Genomic DNA, 17221 nt, shown 5'->3' with positions numbered 1-17221 from the left:
CACGTACGTCCAGTACGCGGGCATCCGGCCGGCACGCCGAGAGCACGCACCGGACACCGCTCCTTCACCACGGACCTCCGTCAGACACCCCCTAGAGCGGCCGGTCCGGCAGGGTCCGCCAGAACGCGCACTGGTGGTCCGCCCCGAACGACGAGCCCGCCCCCGACTCCACCGGGCCGAGGGTGAGCACCGGCGCCGCCCCGGAACCGGGGACGGCCGCCGGCCAGGGGGCCTGACCCGGCACGACGGGGGCGCCGAGGCGGGCGAAGGCGCCCCAGTAGCGCTTCATCCGGGTCGCCAGCGCCACCTGCACCGGGGTCAGCGGGCGCTCGCCCATGGTGAAGTCGTGCAGATAGGCGAGCTCGGCACTGTGCCCGTTCGCCTGATCGAGGCCCGGCACCTGCGCCCCGGCCAGCGTCGGCGACCGCGGATCGTCGAACTCATAGGCGTACGTCGGCACTTGGGAGGCGAACAGCTCCGCCGTCCAGGCGGTGTGGCAGGCGAAGGCCGAGTCGGTCAGGACGGCCGAGTACGCCAGATAGGGCGAGCCGTGGGCCTCGACCGGATAGCGTGCGAGCACCTCGGGCCCCGCGTCCCCGTACCCCGCGAGGACCTGCGCCGCGTACTGCTCCCAGGTCAGGTGCGGCTGCGTCAGCGCGACGAAGAGGCGGCCCTCGGAACGGGTGCTGCCGATCAGGACCGGCACCTTGTTCCACGCGCCGCTCCGCAGGGCCCGCACCGGATCGGCCGGCAGCAGGCCGTCGCCCGACGCCGGACCCGGGGTGGGCAGCGTACGCGCGGCTGCGACCAGCGCCGCCCCCGAGGCGCCGCGCAGGCACGCCGCCACCCCGGCCGGATCTCCGCAGCCCGCCTGCGCGGCGAACTCCCGGGCGAGAGCCTGGGCGCGGGCGCTGTCAGGCGTCCGGAGCAGAGTGCACGGGCCGCTCTGCAGCACCGCCCGGTGGAACAGGCCGGCGGCCGAGGGGGCGGCCAGCAGTCCGCACACGGAACCGCTGCCCGCGGACTGGCCGGAGACCGTCACGTTCTCCGGATTCCCGCCGAACGCGCCGATGTTCTCCCGGGTCCACCGCAGCGCCGCGATCTGGTCCATCAGGCCGAAGGAGCCGGACCGCACCTCCCGCGGCCCGTTCAGCTCGGTAAGGTCCAGATAACCGAGCTGTCCCAGCCGGTAGTTGATGCTGACCACCACGGTCTGGGTGAGCTCGGCCATGGTCCGCCCGCCGAACTGCGTTCCGGTGCCCTGGCTGTACGCGCCCCCGTGCATCCAGAAGACCACCGGCAGCCGGGCTCCGGGGCGGGCCGTCCGCGGCCGGTACACGTCCAGGTACAGGCAGTCCTCGCTGACGGCCCCCGGATCGCGCAGGCCGAACGGGGAGAACTGCAGGCAGGCGGGCGCCTGTTGGCCGGCCTCTCGTACTCCGCTCCAGCGAGCCGGCGGCCGCGGGGCCCGCAGCCGCGCGTCCCCGACCGGGGGAGCGGCGTAGGGCACGCCCAGGAACTCCTGTGCCCCGTCCCGGTCCTGTCCGCGCAGGGCGCCCTGCGCGAGGGCGACCACGGGTGGGGGTGGGCCGCCGGACCGCGCCGCCGCCGGTACGGCCGGGGTGAGCAGGGCCACCGCCAGGCCGAGGACGGCGCCGAACAGGGGTCCCTTCCGGCGTTTCACGGGCGGAGCCCTGCGATCAGGGCGGAGGTCGCGGCATGGTCGGCCGGGCCGGTGTTCCAGTCGGCGTTCATCGGGCTCACGGCGATCCGGCCCGCGCCGACGGCCTCGATGTCGCCGCCCTTGGCCGCTGGTCGCAGCGCCACCTTGACGGTCACCTTCCAGGTGCCGTCGCCGGAGTCGGTGAAGTCCGGCTGGAGGACGTTCTGCGGATCCTGGAAGGTCGCGGCCACACCGGCGGCCGTCCCCGTACCGTCCGCGCCGACGACCGGGTGGTTGACGTTGAGGCCGACCCCCGCGGGCAGCAGCCGCCCGGACCGGGCCCGCGCCCGCAGCCGGTCGATCAGCTTGACGGCGAAGTCGACCGTCGGGCCCATCGCGTTGACGGTGGTGACCGGGTCGGGCGCGCTCAGCCCACCGGTGCTGAGGGCGATGGCCGGCACGCCCGACTCCAGCGCGGCGACGGCGCCGCCGACCGTACCGGAGTGGGTGGCGAGCCCGGCGACGTTCGGGCCGAAGTTGGTGCCGGAGACCACGAGGTCGGGGGCCCGGTCCGCGAAGACCTCGGCCAGCCCGAAGGCGACGGAGTCGCCCGGCGTGCCGTCCACGGCCCACACCTTGGGCTCGGGATGCTTCACGGCGAGGGTGGGACCGCTCATCATCTTCGTGCCGGTGCCGCTCTGGTTGGTGAGCGGGGCCACGATCGTCACGTCGTGACCGGCCGCGGTCAGCCGCTCGAACGCCTTCCGGATGCCGGGAGCGTTGTAGCCGTCGTCGTTGGTCAGCAGGATCCGCAGCGGGGCGGCGGGCTGCGACGGGGAGGCGGCCTGCGGGGCGGCGGCCGCGGGCGCCGTGCCGGCCAGGGCCGGGGTGCACAGCAGCAGGGCGGCCAGCGGCAGAACACGCTTGCGTCTCACGGGGATGCTCCTTCGGAGGGGTGGGGTGGCGCAGGGTTCGGGTACGCGGGGTCTGGGGCACGCGGGGTCTGGGGCACGCGGGGTCCGCGGGACGCGGGGTCCCGGGGGGCGTGGGATCCGGGGGCGTGGGATCCGGGGTCAGCGCACGCTGCGGATCGGGAGGATGGCGAGTGCTCCGATCAGCGACAGGGCCCCGCCGGCCAGGAAGAGCGGGGTGTAGCCGCCCAGTCCGGTGACGATGGCGGAGGCGACGAAGGGGGCGATGATCTGCGGCCCGGCGTTGGCGATGTTGAGGACGCCCATGTCGCGGGCGGCGTCCTCGGCCCGGGGGAGGACGAGGGTGACCAGCGCGGTGTCGACGGCCATGAAGCAGCCGAAGGCGAGGCCGTTGAGCGCACTGAAGACGATCATGCCGGTCCACGTGGGACTCACCACGGGGACCGCCATGACCAGTCCGGCGAGGGCGGCCGAGACGCCGACGAACACCTTGCGGCGGTTCCACCGATCGGACAGCAGGCCGCCCAGCACGGTCGACAGGGCCATCGCGACCATCGACACGGGGGTGAGGACGGCCATCGCGGCGGGCGGGGTCAGTCCGGCGGGCAGCGCGATGTGGTCGTCGAGGATGTACAGCTGGTAGCCGACGACCGAGAAGTACCCGAGGACCATCAGGGCCCGGCCGATGAAGGCCCAGCGGAAGTCGTGGTGGCCCAGGGAGGAGAGGAAGGCGGCGAGCCGGGCGCCCTTGGGGCGGCGGCTGCGGCGGCCGTCGCCGCGGCGGTGGCGGCCGCCGTGCGCGGGAGGTCCCGGCAGAAGGTGGTGAGCAGCAGCGCCGCCACGGCGACGAGGGCGCCGAAGACGAGGTAGCCCGTCCGCAGGTGGTCCGCGGTCTGGGAGGCGATGAGGACGCCGACCGTGCCGCCGATCGGCAGACCCAGGCCGACCAGCGCGGACGCGGTGCCGCGGCGGGCCGCCGGGATGCGGTCGGGCACGATCGCGGTGACCGCGGCCTGGTAGACGTTCATGGTGGCCTGCACCAGGCACCAGCCGATGCCGACGAGGAGCGCGGTGCCCACGCTGCCGAGGAAGGCCAGCGCCGCGAGCGAGGCGAGGGCGCCGCCCAGGATCCAGGGGCTGCGGCGCCCGCTGCGGTCGGACAGGGCGCCCGCGATCGGGTTGAAGGCGGTGGCGAAGATCGAGCTGACTCCGCCGATCAGGCCCAGCACGGCGACCTTGTTGACCGGGTCGATCGCGGCGATCTGAAGGGGCAGCAGGACCGAGCCCACGCCCATGTAGACCGCCAGCATGGCGGAGTTGGCGAACAGCAGCAAGGGCAGCAGGCCGCGCTGGCGCGGCGGTTCGGGGACGGCGGGGACGGGATCGACGACGTCGGGCAGGGCCATGACGACTCCTCGGGGCGGAGCGGGGAGGTGGAGGGGGAGGGGTGCCGGTTGCGGATGTGGGGGCCGCATACGCGGGGAGCGGCGGCAGGGGGCACGCGGCAGCAGCCGGAGGCGCCGGGGGAGCGGCGGACGAGCGCGGATTTCCTCGGTGTTACACGTGTCACCTTCAGCGCTGGACCTTGTGTAGCACCCATTTCCGGCCAACGCCAGGGGTTGCGCGCGCCCGCGGCCCGGATCGTGACCGCGAAGAGATCGGTCCTGCCATGACGTGTAACCGGGGCTTGTGCGGCAGCCGGGTCTCGGCCATACTCCGTGCCGCCGTGTGCCGTGGCCGCCGCCCGCCAGGGGCTCCTACGTCGCCGCCCGCCCCGCCGGTTCCTCTTGTCCGCCGGCCCGCCCTGTCCTGCCCCCGCGCTCGGCGCCCCCGCCCCGCGCTGCCCCGTCCCGCCCCGCCGCTCGCCGCCCCGTCACTGGCGAACCGCCGACCGCTCGCCGCTCGCCCTCCCGTGACCGCCCCCGGGACGACCGTGAAAGGCCCGCCATGCCCTCCCCTCCCTCCCGCGTCCCGTCGCCGCACCCGCTGCCGGCCGCTCCGCCGCGCCACGCACTCGCCTGCGGGATCGTCCTCCTGCTCGTACCGCTCCTGGTCGCCCTGCTGCTCCGCGCCGTCGAACGGCCCTTCTTCCAGGGGCTCGACGACTGGTGGGCGGCCGCGGTGAACAGGTCGTCCGCCGACGGGGAGGGCGGGTTCGCCCTCGTCCTCGACCGGCTCGGCGGCCCGCTCGGCCTGGTCCTGCCGCTGGCGCTGATCGGCGTCCTCTGCGTGTACGGGCGCTGGCGCTCGGCGCTCTTCGTCCTCGCCGCGTCCGTCGCGGCCCACCTCTTCGTGGTCCTGCCGCTCAAGCAGCTGGCCGACCGCCCGCGTCCGCCGCACCCGTGGGTCCTGGTCAACGAGGGCTCGTACCCGTCCGGCCAGGTGTTCAGCGCGGTGACCCTGGTGATCGTGGCCGGACTGGTGGTGTTCCCGCCGCGTGCGCGACGCTGGTGGTGGCCGGTCGGGGCCGGGTACGTCCTCGCGATGATGGGCAGCAGGACCTGGCTGCACGCCCAATGGCTCAGTGACACCTTCGCGGGCGCCCTGCTCGGCGCCGGATGCTGCCTGGTGCTGTGGCGGGTCTTCGCCCCGCTGCTGCGCGCGGAGGCGGACCGCATGGCCGCGGACAGCCTGTGGCTGTGAGGCCCGCGCCCCGCAAAGTATCCGTCATGGAGGAATATTGACGGTCGAGAAATTAACGCAATAGTCTCGCGGTGTCGCCGCGCATCCGGCGCGCGGCCAGGAAAGGACCGGCTCATGGCTCACCTCCCGGACGAGGACCAGATGGTCGTGGACCTGCCCGCAGGGCGGCTCCGCGGCGCGGCCGAAGGCGGTCTCCTCGTCTTCCGCGGCGTGCCGTACGCCGCACCGCCGATCGGCGACCTGCGCTGGAGACCCGCCCGCCCGCACCCGGGCTGGAGCGGAATCCGGGACGCCACCGCCGACGGCCCCAGCGCGCCGCAGCTCTACCGGGACGGCGGCGACCCGGTGCTCGGAGGCCACGGTGCGCCCCCCTTCGACGAGGACTGCCTGACCCTCAACGTGTGGACCCCCGCCGCCGACGGACCCCGCCGCCCGGTCCTCGTATGGATCCACGGCGGCGGCTTCGTGTCCGGCTCCGGTTCGCTGCCCGGGTACTCGGGCGCGACCTTCGCACGCGACGGCGACCTCGTGGTCGTGAGCGTCAACTACCGCATCGGTCCGCTCGGTTACCTCTGCCTCGGCCCCGGCGAAGGCGCCAACCACTGGCTCACCGACCAGCTCGCCGCCCTGCACTGGGTACGGGAGAACATCGCCTCCTTCGGCGGCGACCCGGACTCCGTCACGGTCGCCGGACAGTCGGGCGGCGCGGTGTCCACCGCCGCCCTCGCCGGCCATCCGCAGACACGGGGCCTGATCAAGCGGGTGATCCTGCAGAGCCCGCCCCTGGGCCTCGACCTCCCCGGCCCGGACGCCGCCCTGGAGCGCACCGCCGCCTACCTGGAGCTCGCCGGGGCCAAGGACGAGGCGGAGCTGCGCGCGCTGCCCTGGCCCGCGCTGATCGCAGCGGGCGTCGGACTGTTCGCGCGGACCACGCGGTGGGGCCACTGGCCGACCCCCTTCCTGCCCGTGATCGACGCAGCCACCCTCCCGCAGCACCCGGCCGAGGCCCTGCTCGGCGCGGCGGCCGCCGGAATCGACGTCCTGGTCGGCTGGACCCGGGAAGAGGCCACCTTCGGCTTCGCCCTCGACGAGGGGTACACCGCCGCGACCCGGCAGCAGGTCACCGACCGCATCGCGGAGACCTTCGGCGGCGCCGGCGCTCCCTCCGTGTACGCCGAGTACGAGCGGACCCGCCCCGGCGCCCGCCCGCACGACGTCCTCATGGACCTGATCACGGACGAGCTCTTCCGGGTCCCCGCCGTACGGCTCGCCGAGGAGAGGGCCGTGCTCGGCCGGCCCGTCCACGCCTACCAGTTCGACCTGCCCACCCCCGCGTACGAGGGCCGGCTCGGCGCCACGCACTGTCTGGAACTCCCCTTCACCTTCGACAACTTCGACCAGTGGTCGCACGCGCCCTTCCTGGCCGGACTGGCCCCCGGCGTACGCGACGGCCTCGCGCACGCCATGCACCACGCCTGGATCGCCTTCGTACGCACCGGTGATCCGAACCACTCCGGCCTGCCGTCCTGGCAGCCGTACGACAGCCGGACGCGCACCACGATGCGCTTCGACTCGGTCAGCGGCGCCCTCGACGACCTCGCCGGCGCCTCGCGGCGGCTTCATCTGACTCGTGTAACCTGAAAGGAGCTGCACCACACTGCACCCAGTCCGCCCGAAGGAGCCCCGAGGGACGTCATGGCAGACGACACCCGCGTCCCCGCGCCCATCACCAGTGCCGACGTGGCCCGGCTCGCCGGGGTGTCACGCGCCACCGTCTCCTTCGTGCTGAACGACACCCCCGGCCACCGCGTCAGCGAGACCACTCGCGCCCGGGTCCGCGACGCGGCGCGCCGGCTCGGCTACGTCCCGCACGCCGCCGCCCGGTCGCTGCGCGCCGGCCGCAGCAACCTCGTCCTGATGCCCGCCTCGATCTCCGCGATCGGCCGGCTCGTCAGCGACTGGGTGGACGACCTGCACAGCGAGCTCGACCGCCACGGCTACACGGCCGTGCTCCACGCCGGCCGCTTCGCCGACCCCCTCGACGCCGCCCGTGCCTGGGCCGAACTGCGTCCCGCGGCAGTGGTCGCGATGGACGGGGACCGCTTCACCGGCCAGGCGGCCGAGCTGCTGCGCCGCGCCGGGGTGCGGGGCCTGCTCGCCTTCGCGTCCCACCCCGTCGAGGGCGTGCACACCGTCGGCTTCGACCACGCCCGGATCGGCGCCACCGCGGCCGAGCACCTCATCGGCCGGGGCCGCAGCCGGATCGGCGTCGTCATGCCCCTCGAGCGGGGCCTCGGCACGCTCGCCCAGCCGCGCCTCGCGGGAGCCGAGTCGGTCGCCGCGCGCAGCATGGCGACCGTCACCCCGGTGGAGCTGGCCTACACCCGCGAATCCGCGACCGCACTCGCCCGGCGGTGGCGGAGCCTGAACCTGGACTCCGTCTTCGCGTACAACGACGAGTACGCGGCCCTGCTCCTGCACGCGTTCCAGGCCGAGGGCATCCCGGTACCGGACGAGGTCGCCATGGTCGGCTCCGACGACCTCGTCCTCTCCGCGCTCCAGCAGCCCGCGCTGACCACGGTCCGGCTTGAGCTGCCCCCGGCCGCGCGGATCGCGGACACCGTGCACGAGCTGATCGAGACCGGAACGGCCCCGCCGGTAGCGCCCGTCGAGGCCGTACTCGTCCACCGCCAGACCTCCTGAGCACCGTCCGCCACCTTCGGATGGTGGCGGACGGTGTGGACGGCCTCGCGCCGGCCGTGTCCGGCCCGCCGTCGCAGAAGACGCGGCGTGCCGGTCAGCCGATACCGTCTCCGGCCGAACCCGCGGCGGCCCCCCGGCGGTCGCGGCCCCGGCCCCGGCCGCGGCGCTCGCGGACGCGCTCACGCTCGAGCGCAGGCCGCAGCAGCCACCACACCACCAGTCCCGCCCCCGCGCCCGCCGCGGCGCCGGCCACGGTGTCGCTGAGCCAGTGCGCGTGCAGCCACGTACGGCTCCACATCATGGCCAGCGTGAAGACCGTGCCCGCCGCCCACCACAGCCGCCGCCGGGCGGCCGGGACCAGCAGCACCCCGACGACGACCACGAGGAGCGCCGCCGTCGCGGCGTGCCCGGACGGGAAGGATCCGTGGTCGACGCGGACCAGCGGGTGCTCCGGGCGCGGCCGGTCCACCAGGCGCTTGAGGCCCTGGACGACGAGCAGGTTGCCGCCCAGGAAGGCCAGCAGCAGGAACCCGGCCGACACCCGGCGCCCCCGCACGAGCAGCAGGGCCAGCAGAGCGAGCGGGACGATCGCGCCGAACGGGCCGCCGAACCAGTCCAGTCCCGAGGCGACGGCCGCGTACGCCCCCTCGTGCGGGCCGCCCATCCAGGTCAGCCAGCGCTGGTCCAACGCCTGGAAGGGAGGATCGGCGACGTCCGCCCGGACCACGACGGCCGCCGACGCGGCGGCCCCCAGGAACAGCAGGCCCAGGAACAGCGCGCCCCGGCCGCGCGGCGCCCCGGCGGCGGACCCGTCGGCGCGCGCGGCTTCGATCCCGACCGGACCGCTGGTCACGGGCGGACCGCTGGTCACGGGCGGGCTACTGGTCACGGCCGGCTCTCGAGCCCGCGGGAGCGAGGTGCCCGGCGAGGAAGGCCACGCTCTGCGCGACGATCCCGGGAATGTCAGGGGAGCCGAGGAAGATGTGGTCCGCGCCTTCGACGGGCCGCAGGGTGACCTCGCCCCCGGCATCGCGCAGCGCCGCGGCGAGGGCCTCGCTCTGGCTGTAGGGCACCAGGCCGTCGCGGGTCCCGTGCACCAGCAGGAACGGCGGCAGGGGCGGGGCCCCGGCGTACGTCACCGGGCTGGCCGCCCGCGCCGGCTCCGGGTCCTCGGCGACGGGGGCGCCGAGCAGGGCCTCGTACGGGTCGGGGAACGCGACCTCGGAGGGCATCGGCGGCATGGGGTGCGCGGCGAGGGCGACCAGGTCGGAGCAGCCGTACCAGTCGACGACGGCCAGCACCCCGGTCTCGCCGGAGCCGACGCCCTCCGTGCCCTCGAGCGCGGCGCCGCCCTCCGTGCCGGGCCCGGTGAGACCGGCGAGTGCGGCCAGGTGGCCGCCGGCCGACTCGCCCCAGACGCCGATCCGGTCGGGCTCGATGCCGAAGACGCCGGCGAACGCGCGGACGTAGCGGATCGCGGCCTTCACGTCGTGCAGCTGGGCCGGGAAGGGCGCCTCCAGGCTGTGCCGGTAGTCGACGGAGACCAGCGCGAGCCCGGCGCCGAGGACCGCGCCGTGCAGCAGGTCGGCGGGCACGGTCGGCGGCGGGTAGCGGCGGTCGCCGTCCAGCCAGCCGCCGCCGTGGATCCAGATGACGGCGGGGAAGGGGCCCTCGCCGGCGGGCACCTGGACGTCGAGCAGCCGCGGGCGGTAGCCGGGCGTGGTCGCGTAGGTGACCCCGTCGAATCGGCGCACCCCGTCAGCGCCGGTCACGGGCGCCACCGGCGGCCGGTACGGCGGAGGCGGCCAGGTCATGTCGGCGGTGTCGAACTCGGCCGGGGCCGGTGCGGGGGTCGATGCCGGGGGAGTCTGCGTCATTGCGGCCCTTCCAAGGTGGGGCGGCCGGGGCGGGCGCGTACTTCATGACGTTTGTCCGAAATGCTTGCGCGGGCCACCGGGGGAGACGTAACGTGTTACACGTGTAATCACGACTCTAGCGATGCATTTCCGCTGGCGACAAGGGCCAGAAGTCGGTCGGGTTCTCGATATCGATTACGCGAGCCACGCGAGCCACCCCAGCCCGTCCTGGCGGTTGCGTCGCCTTCCCCCCTTCGGGAGCACGTCATGCTCACCACCATCGGCGGTTCGGTCCGCAGCGTCACCCACTGGGTCAGAGACCCCGGCCCGGTGGCCGTACCGCAGGCCAGGGCCCGGGTGCGGGCCGTGCTCGAAGGGTGGCGGATCCCGCTCGACGCGTCGGACGCCCTGCTGCTGGCCGTCAGCGAGCTCGTCGGCAACGTCGTCCGGCACGTGGGCGCCGGCTGGATGCGGGTGGCAGTGGCCTCCGATGGCGGATGGATCCGACTGGAGGTCGCCAACCAGGGCGCGTCGCTTCCGCGGCTGCCGGCGCCCCGCGCGGCCGTCGACCCGGACGCCGAAGACGGGCGCGGACTGCTGATGGTGCAACTGCTGGTGGCCGGGATGGGCGGCGAACTCGCCCTGTCGGCCGATGAGTTCGGCACGTCCGTCCGCGTGCGCGTCCCGGCCGTCTGAGTCGCGGTCCGGGGTCGCCGGGGCGCGTGTGACGGCAGCGATATCGCGCAATGTTGACGGGCGCCAAATATTCGACATACCTTGCACCCGTCTCCCCCGCTGCTCCCTGATCGAGGTGCCGCCCCATGGAGCTCTCCCCTTCCGCGCATGCCGATTCCTTCTGTCGCGACCGGCTGCCGCCTTTCCCTCTCTGGCCCGAACTCCACTTCGACCTACCGGAGTTGGCGTATCCGGACCGGCTTAACTGCGCCCGGCGACTGCTCGACGACACCGTCGAACGCCTGGGCCCCGACCGTCCCGCCCTGCTCACCCCGACCGACCGCTGGACGTACGGCGAACTCCGCCGCCGGGCCGACCAGGTCGCCCAAGTGCTCACCGAGGACCTCGGACTGCGCCCCGGCAACCGCGTCCTGCTGCGCGGCCCCAACAACCCGTGGCTCGTCGCCGCCTGGTTCGGCGTCCTGAAAGCCGGCTGCGTCGCCGTGACCACCATGCCGCTGCTGCGTGCCGCCGAACTCGCCGAGCTGTACGACATCAGCCGTCCCGCGGCCGCGATCTGCGACCACCGCCACACCGGGGAGCTCGACGCGGCCGGCCTTCCCGGCCTGCCGGTCGTCCCCTACGGCGGACGCGGCCCCGAGGACCTGACCGCGCGGTGCGCGGCCAAGGACGGCCGCTTCGCCACCGTCGACACCGCCGCCGACGACGTGGCGCTGATCGCCTTCACCTCCGGCACGACGGGCCGCCCCAAGGCGACCCTGCACTTCCACCGCGACGTCCTCGCCAATGCCGACACGTTCTCCCGGCACCTTCTCAAACCCCGCCCCGACGACGTGTTCACGGGCACGCCGCCGCTCGCCTTCACCTTCGGGCTCGGCGGGCTCGTGGTCTTCCCGCTGTACGCCGGCGCCGCGACCCTGCTGATCGAGCAGGCGGCTCCGCAGCAGCTGGCGGACCTCGTCGCCGCCCACGGGGTGACCGTCCTGTTCACCGCTCCCACGGCCTACCGCGCGATCATGGCGGCCGGGGCGGTGGACCGGCTGGCCGGACTGCGCCGCTGCGTGTCCGCCGGTGAGCCGCTGCCCGCCGCCGTCTGGCACGAGTTCCACGAGGCCACCGGCCTGCGGATCATCGACGGCATCGGGGCCACCGAGATGCTGCACGTCTTCATCTCGGCGGCCGACGAGGACATCCGGCCCGGCTCCACCGGCCGTCCCGTACCCGGCTACCGTGCCGCCGTCGTGGACGAACAGGGCGATCCCGTGCCCGACGGGCAGCCCGGCCTCCTCGCCGTCACCGGCCCCACCGGCTGCCGCTACCTCGCGGATCCGCGCCAGTCCTCGTACGTCAGGAACGGCTGGAACATCACGGGCGACACCTATGTCCGCGATGCCGACGGCTACTTCTGGTACGTCGCCCGCAGCGACGACATGATCGTCTCCTCCGGCTACAACATCGCGGGCCCCGAGGTCGAGAAGGCGCTCGCCGCCCACCCGTACGTCGAGGAGTGCGGTGTCGTCGGGGCCCCCGACGAACGGCGCGGCATGATCGTCAAGGCGTACGTGGTCCTGCGCGCGGGCGTCCCGGCGGACCCGGACACGGTCCGCGCACTCCAGGACCACGTCAAACGGACCATCGCCCCCTACAAGTACCCGCGCGCCGTGGAGTTCGTGACGGAACTCCCGCGCACCGGCTCCGGAAAGCTCCGGCGCGCCGAACTGCGCAGCCTGGCGGCCCGGACGGCCCCCGAGGCCGCCCCACACCCCGGCACACGCCCCCGGCCGGCCGAGCCGCCGCAGCCGGCCGAGCCGCCGCAGCCCCCGCGGCTGCCGAGCGTCGTCGTCGAACGCCGCGTCGAATGGCCCGACACCGACGCCGCGGGCCACTACCACCACTCCACGGTCGCCCGCTGGGTCGAGGCGGCCGAGGCCGTGCTGCTGCGCCGCCTGGGCCTGGCCCACCTCTTCGGCAGCACGCCGCGGGTCCACTTCGAGGCCGACTACCGGGCCCGGCTCTGGTTCGGGGACGCGGTGCGCACCGAGCTCCGGGTCACCAAGGTCGGCGCCGCCTCCCTCCACTACGCGTTCACGGTCTACGGGGAGCACGGCACGGAGGCGGCCGCCGGACGGATGGTCATCGCCCACTCGGCAGCCCGCGCCACCGGGGCCACCCCCTGGCCCGACGACGTACGGGCCGTACTCACCACCGCGGGCCCGCAACGGGCCGAGCTCCTCATCGCTTCGGAACCACTGGGAGGCACGCCGTGCGCGTGGCAGTCATAGGAGGAGGCCCCGGCGGGCTGTACTTCGCGGCCCTGGCCAAACAGCTCTCCCCGCACTGGGAGATCACCGTCTGGGAGCGCAACGCCCCCGACGACACCTTCGGCTTCGGCGTCGTGTTCTCCGACGAGACCCTCGACGGCATCGCCCAGGCCGACCGCGAGACGTACGAGGCCATGTCGGCGCGGTTCGCCCGCTGGACGGACGTCGACATCCGCTACCGGGGCCGCACCCTCACCTCGGGCGGCCACGGCTTCGCCGCCCTCGGCCGGCGCGACCTGCTGCGGATCCTCCAGGAGCGCTGCTCCGCCCTGGCGGTGGACGTCCGCTACCGCACCGAGGCCCCGCCGGCCGCCGAACTCGCCGACACCCACGACCTGGTCGTGGCCTGCGACGGCGTACGGTCGGCCACCCGCGCCGCCTTCGCCGACACCTTCGGCCCCGACCTCGACGAACGCGCCGGACGCTACATGTGGCTCGGCACGGACAAGGTCTTCGAAGCCTTCACCTTCATCGTCGACGAACAGGACTTCGGCACGCTCCAAGTGCACGCCTACCCGTACGACGACACCCGCTCCACCTTCATCGTGGAGATGGCCGAGGACGCCTGGCGGCGCGCCGGCTTCGAGGAGTCCGCCGCCCGCGGCCTGCCCCCCGGCGCGAGCGACACCGCGAGCATCCGGCGCTGCGAGGAACTCCTCGCCGCCCACCTCGACGGCCACCGGCTCCTCCCCAACAACTCCAAGTGGCTGCGCTTCACCACCGTGCGCAACCGCACCTGGCGCCACGGCAAGATCGTGCTGCTGGGGGACGCGGCCCACACCGCCCACTTCTCCATCGGCTCCGGCACCAAGCTCGCCATGGAGGACGCCCTCGCGCTGGCCGCCTGCCTGCACGAACACCCCGACGTGCCGCGGGCGCTCGCCGCCTACGAGGAGGAGCGCAAGCCGGTGGTGGAGTCCACCCAGCGGGCCGCCCAGGCCAGCCTCGAGTGGTTCGAGCACATCGACCGGTACACCGGCCAGGGCCCTCACCAGTTCGCCTTCAACCTGCTGACCCGCAGCCGCCGCGTCACCTACGACAACCTGCGCGTCCGAGACGAGGGCTTCACCACCGCGGTCAACGGCTCCTCGACCGTGCCGCCCATGTTCCGGCCGTTCCGGCTCGGCGGCCTGCTGCTGCGCAACCGGGTCGTCGTACCGCCGACCGCGCTGGACACCGCCCGTGAGGGGGTCCCGGGCGACTTCGACCTCGTCCACCTCAGCACCCAGGCCCTCGGCGGCTCCGGCCTGGTCCTCGCCGGGATGACCGCCGTCAGCGCCGACGGGCGCGCCACCCCCGGCTGCCCGGGCCTGTGGACCGACGAGCAGGAAGCGGCCTGGCGGCGGATCACCGGCTTCATCCGCGGCCAGTGCGACACCCGCCTCGGCATCCAGCTCACGCACGCGGGCCGCCGCGCGGCCACCGGCGACGGCCCGCCCCTCGCCGCCTCGAGCCTGGCCTGGGACGAGCACAGCCGCCTCCCGCGCGAAGCCGACCGCGCCGACATGGACGTGCTCGTACGGGACTTCGCGGCCGCGGCCCGGCGCGCCGACCGGGCCGGCTTCGACGTACTGGAACTCCAGTACGGGCACGGTCACCTGCTCTCCGGCTTCCTCTCACCGCTGACCAACCGGCGCACCGACGCCTACGGCGGAGACCTGGCCGGGCGGCTGCGCCTGCCGCTCGAAGTGCTGCGCGCCGTACGGGCGGTGTGGCCCTTCGACAAGGCCCTGCTCGTCCGCATCTCGGCCGCCGACTGGGCCGAGGGAGGCCTCACCGAGACCGACGCCGTGGCCGTCGCCCGCGCCCTCGCCGAGGCGGGCGCCGACGCCATCGACGTCTCCACCGGCGAGGTCGTCGCCCACGAGCGGCCCCCGTACGGCCGCAGCTACCAGACCCCGTACGCCGACCTGATCCGCAACGCCACCGGGGTCCCCACCCTCGCCGTCGGCGCGATCTCCACCTACGACGACGTGAACTCGATCCTCCTGGCCGGCCGGGCCGACCTCTGCGGTGTGGGCCGCGCCCAGCTCCACGACCCCCTCTGGACCCTGCACGCCGCGGCAGCCCAGGGCTACCAGGGGCCCGCGGCACCCTGGGCGCCGTCCTGGGCGGCGGGCCGCCGCCGGCCCCCGGCCGCCCGCACCGACCGGGTGCCGCCCCGCCTCGAACTCCTGCGGCCGCCCGCCGAACCCGTCCACCGCCGCTGGCTGCCGCGCGTCGCCGCGGTGCCCGCACCCCGATAGCGGAGGTCCCTCCATGGACAACCTGCGCCGCTTCACGGCCGCGGCCGTCCAGGCCGCCCCCGTCTACCTCGACCCCGCCGCCACCGTCGACAAGGCCGTCGCCCTGATCGCCGAAGCCGCCGGCAACGGCGCCGAACTCGTCGTGTTCCCCGAGGTGTTCGTCGCCGGATACCCGTACTGGAACTGGACGATGAACCCGGTCCAGGGCTCGCCCTGGTTCGCGCGGCTCCGGGCCGCCTCGGTCGACGTACCCGGACCGCACGTCGACGCCCTGCGCGCCGCCGCCCGGCAGCACGGCACCACCCTCGTCATCGGCGTCAACGAACGGGTCCCGTACAGCCTCGGCGTCCTGCACAACACCCTGCTCACCATCGGCCCCGACGGCGAACTCCTCGGCGCGCACCGCAAGCTGGTGCCCACCTGGGCGGAGAAGCTCACCTGGACCGGCGGTGACGGCAGCTCGCTGCGGGTCCACGCCACCCCCGTCGGACCGCTCGGCGTTCTGGCCTGCGGAGAGAACACCAACACCCTGGCCCGGTTCACCCTCCTCGCGCAGGGCGAACTGGTCCACGCCTCCTGCTACATCGCCCTGCCCGTTGCCCCGGCCGACTACGACATGGCCGACGCCATCGCCGTGCGCACCGCCGCCCACAGCTTCGAGGGCAAGGTCTTCTCCGTCGTCGCCTGTTCCACCGTCTCCGCGGAGATCGTCGACGCCGTCGCCGGAAACGACGAGGACCTGCGGGAGCAGTTCACCCGCCCGCGCAGCGCCCTGTCCGGGATTTTCGGCCCCGACGGCCGCCCGGTCACCGAGCCCCTCGTCGACGAGGAGGGCATCGTCTACGGCGAGATCGACCTGGCCCGCTGCGTCCAGCCCAAGCAGATGCACGACATCGTCGGCCACTACAACCGCTTCGACGTCTTCCGCCTCGAAGTCGACAACCGCCCCCGCCGGCCCGTGGCGTTCACCGTGCCCCCCGGCCCCCCGACCACCCCCGCTCCCGCCCCCACCCCTGCCCCCGCCTCCGAGGAGGACGCATGAGCACCGAGCACGACGACACCGCCCTCGGCCGCGCCCGGGTCACCGACACCCCCGAACTCACCGCCTACTACGAGGAACTCGGCGCCCTCGACGCGGGCGCCCTGTGGACCGTCGCCAACGACATCGAGCCCTGGTACCCGCAGCCCCGGTCCGTCCCCGTGCTGTGGCGGTACGCCGACCTGCGCCCCCTGGTCCACAAGGCCCTCGGCCTGGTCCGGGCCGACGACGCCGGCCGCCGCGTGGTCATGCTCGTCAACCCCGGCCGCCGGGACGTCAGCGCCGCCGCCGGACTCCTCTACACCGGCCTGCAGATCATGGGCCCCGGCGAGGCCATGACCGCACACCGCCACCAGGCCGCCGCCCTGCGCTTCGTCCACGAGGGCACCGGAGCCTGGACGATCGTCGACGGCCAGAAACTCAAGGTCGGCGCCCGCGACTTCGCCATCACCCCCGGCGGCACCTGGCACGAACACGGCAACGAATCGGACGACGCGCCCGTCATCTGGCAGGACGGACTCGACATCCCGCTGGTCAACGCCCTGGACGCGGGGTTCTACGAGGTGCACCCCGAGCTGTACCAGACCCCCGGAAAGGTCATCAACTCCTCCGTCCTGACGTACGCGGCGAACCTGCTGCCGTACGGGGTGGAGAAGTGGACCCGGCCCTACTCGCCGCTGCTCGCCTTCCCCTGGGAGCCGACGTACGAGGCCCTGCTGGGGCTCGCCAAGGCCGGCGAGGGCTCCCCGTACGACGGAGTCATCGCCGAGTACACCAACCCGCTCACCGGCGGTCCGGTCATGCCCACCATGGGCGCCCACATGCAGCTGCTGCGCCCCGGCCAGGTCACCCGCGCGCACCGCCACACCGGTTCGGTGCTCTACACCGCTGCTAAGGGCCGGGGCGTCTCGGTGATCGCCGGACGGCGCTTCGAGTGGACCGAGGGCGACATCTTCTGCGTCCCGTCCTGGGCCTGGCACGAGCACCACAACCTCGATCCCTCCGAGGACGCCTGCCTCTTCTCCTTCAACGACTTCCCCGTCATGCGCTCGCTCGGTTTCCACCGGGAAGAGGCGTACCCCGACCACGGCGGCCACCAGCCCGCCACCGCCTGAACCCGAG

The 17221-nt window shown here is 74.2% G+C and carries 14 protein-coding genes and 1 pseudogene; 9 read left to right on the top strand and 6 right to left on the bottom strand.

What is annotated here, in order from left to right; genetic code table 11:
* Positions 1-91: 91 nt before the first annotated feature.
* The 4 genes from ACZ6I1_RS19965 to ACZ6I1_RS19950 all read right to left on the bottom strand — a co-directional run bounded on the left by ACZ6I1_RS19965 (position 92) and on the right by ACZ6I1_RS19950 (position 4001).
* Positions 92-1684 carry a carboxylesterase/lipase family protein gene (locus tag ACZ6I1_RS19965; RefSeq protein ID WP_469288892.1) on the bottom strand — a complete coding sequence of 531 codons (1593 nt, stop codon included), beginning with the start codon at positions 1682-1684 and terminating at the stop codon, positions 92-94.
* Positions 1681-2598 carry a 5'/3'-nucleotidase SurE gene (surE, locus tag ACZ6I1_RS19960; protein WP_469288890.1) on the bottom strand — a complete coding sequence of 306 codons (918 nt, stop codon included), beginning with the start codon at positions 2596-2598 and terminating at the stop codon, positions 1681-1683. Before surE ends, ACZ6I1_RS19965 begins: the two co-directional genes overlap by 4 nt.
* Before the next feature lie 138 nt (positions 2599-2736).
* Positions 2737-3267 carry an MFS transporter gene (locus tag ACZ6I1_RS19955; RefSeq protein WP_469288888.1) on the bottom strand — a complete coding sequence of 177 codons (531 nt, stop codon included), beginning with the start codon at positions 3265-3267 and terminating at the stop codon, positions 2737-2739.
* Positions 3267-4001, bottom strand: coding sequence for an MFS transporter (locus ACZ6I1_RS19950; protein ID WP_469288887.1), 735 nt, complete (start codon positions 3999-4001; stop codon positions 3267-3269). Before ACZ6I1_RS19950 ends, ACZ6I1_RS19955 begins: the two co-directional genes overlap by 1 nt.
* Positions 4002-4542: 541 nt before the next feature.
* On the opposite strand from ACZ6I1_RS19950, the gene ACZ6I1_RS19945 reads away from it, so the two are divergent.
* From ACZ6I1_RS19945 to ACZ6I1_RS19935, 3 genes are all read left to right on the top strand, one after another.
* Positions 4543-5238: a phosphatase PAP2 family protein gene (locus tag ACZ6I1_RS19945; RefSeq protein WP_469288885.1), complete on the top strand. Its 696-nt coding sequence runs from the start codon at positions 4543-4545 to the stop codon at positions 5236-5238.
* A 114-nt stretch (positions 5239-5352) separates the two neighbouring features.
* The gene (locus ACZ6I1_RS19940) at positions 5353-6879 is read left to right on the top strand and encodes a carboxylesterase/lipase family protein (protein ID WP_469288883.1); all 1527 of its coding nucleotides are present in this window, start codon (positions 5353-5355) and stop codon (positions 6877-6879) included.
* 54 nt (positions 6880-6933) lie between these two features.
* A complete protein-coding gene (locus ACZ6I1_RS19935; RefSeq protein WP_469288882.1) occupies positions 6934-7941 on the top strand; it encodes a LacI family DNA-binding transcriptional regulator in 1008 nt (335 codons plus the stop codon).
* Between the two features lie 94 nt (positions 7942-8035).
* Here ACZ6I1_RS19935 and ACZ6I1_RS19930 read toward each other — a convergent pair whose 3' ends face one another.
* Positions 8036-8812 carry a phosphatase PAP2 family protein gene (locus ACZ6I1_RS19930; RefSeq protein ID WP_469288880.1) on the bottom strand — a complete coding sequence of 259 codons (777 nt, stop codon included), beginning with the start codon at positions 8810-8812 and terminating at the stop codon, positions 8036-8038.
* Positions 8813-8819: 7 nt separating this feature from the next.
* A complete protein-coding gene (locus tag ACZ6I1_RS19925; RefSeq protein ID WP_469288878.1) occupies positions 8820-9818 on the bottom strand; it encodes an alpha/beta hydrolase fold domain-containing protein in 999 nt (332 codons plus the stop codon).
* A 246-nt stretch (positions 9819-10064) separates the two neighbouring features.
* Here ACZ6I1_RS19925 and ACZ6I1_RS19920 point away from each other — a divergent pair, with 246 nt between their 5' ends.
* From ACZ6I1_RS19920 to ACZ6I1_RS19895, 6 genes and pseudogenes are all read left to right on the top strand, one after another.
* Positions 10065-10493: an ATP-binding protein gene (locus ACZ6I1_RS19920; RefSeq protein WP_469288876.1), complete on the top strand. Its 429-nt coding sequence runs from the start codon at positions 10065-10067 to the stop codon at positions 10491-10493.
* A 125-nt stretch (positions 10494-10618) separates the two neighbouring features.
* Positions 10619-12241, top strand: a pseudogene (locus ACZ6I1_RS19915) (AMP-binding protein); the annotation flags it as partial.
* Positions 12221-12775 carry an acyl-CoA thioesterase gene (locus tag ACZ6I1_RS19910; protein ID WP_469288909.1) on the top strand — a complete coding sequence of 185 codons (555 nt, stop codon included), beginning with the start codon at positions 12221-12223 and terminating at the stop codon, positions 12773-12775. The pseudogene ACZ6I1_RS19915 and the gene ACZ6I1_RS19910, both read left to right, overlap by 21 nt.
* Complete coding sequence (locus tag ACZ6I1_RS19905) at positions 12757-15060, top strand: oxidoreductase (protein WP_469288874.1); 2304 nt, start codon at positions 12757-12759, stop codon at positions 15058-15060. Before ACZ6I1_RS19910 ends, ACZ6I1_RS19905 begins: the two co-directional genes overlap by 19 nt.
* Positions 15061-15073: 13 nt before the next feature.
* The gene (locus ACZ6I1_RS19900; RefSeq protein WP_469288873.1) at positions 15074-16102 is read left to right on the top strand and encodes a carbon-nitrogen hydrolase family protein; all 1029 of its coding nucleotides are present in this window, start codon (positions 15074-15076) and stop codon (positions 16100-16102) included.
* Positions 16099-17214 (top strand): cupin domain-containing protein, encoded by a 1116-nt coding sequence (locus ACZ6I1_RS19895; RefSeq protein WP_469288871.1) that lies wholly within the window; start codon positions 16099-16101, stop codon positions 17212-17214. The genes ACZ6I1_RS19900 and ACZ6I1_RS19895 overlap by 4 nt, the downstream gene beginning before the upstream one ends.
* Positions 17215-17221: the final 7 nt, after the last annotated feature.

Source organism: Streptomyces sp. NPDC046303 (assembly GCF_055588085.1).
The sequence above is the reverse complement of the archived record's forward strand: the minus strand, read 5'-3'. Positions and strand labels throughout refer to the sequence as shown.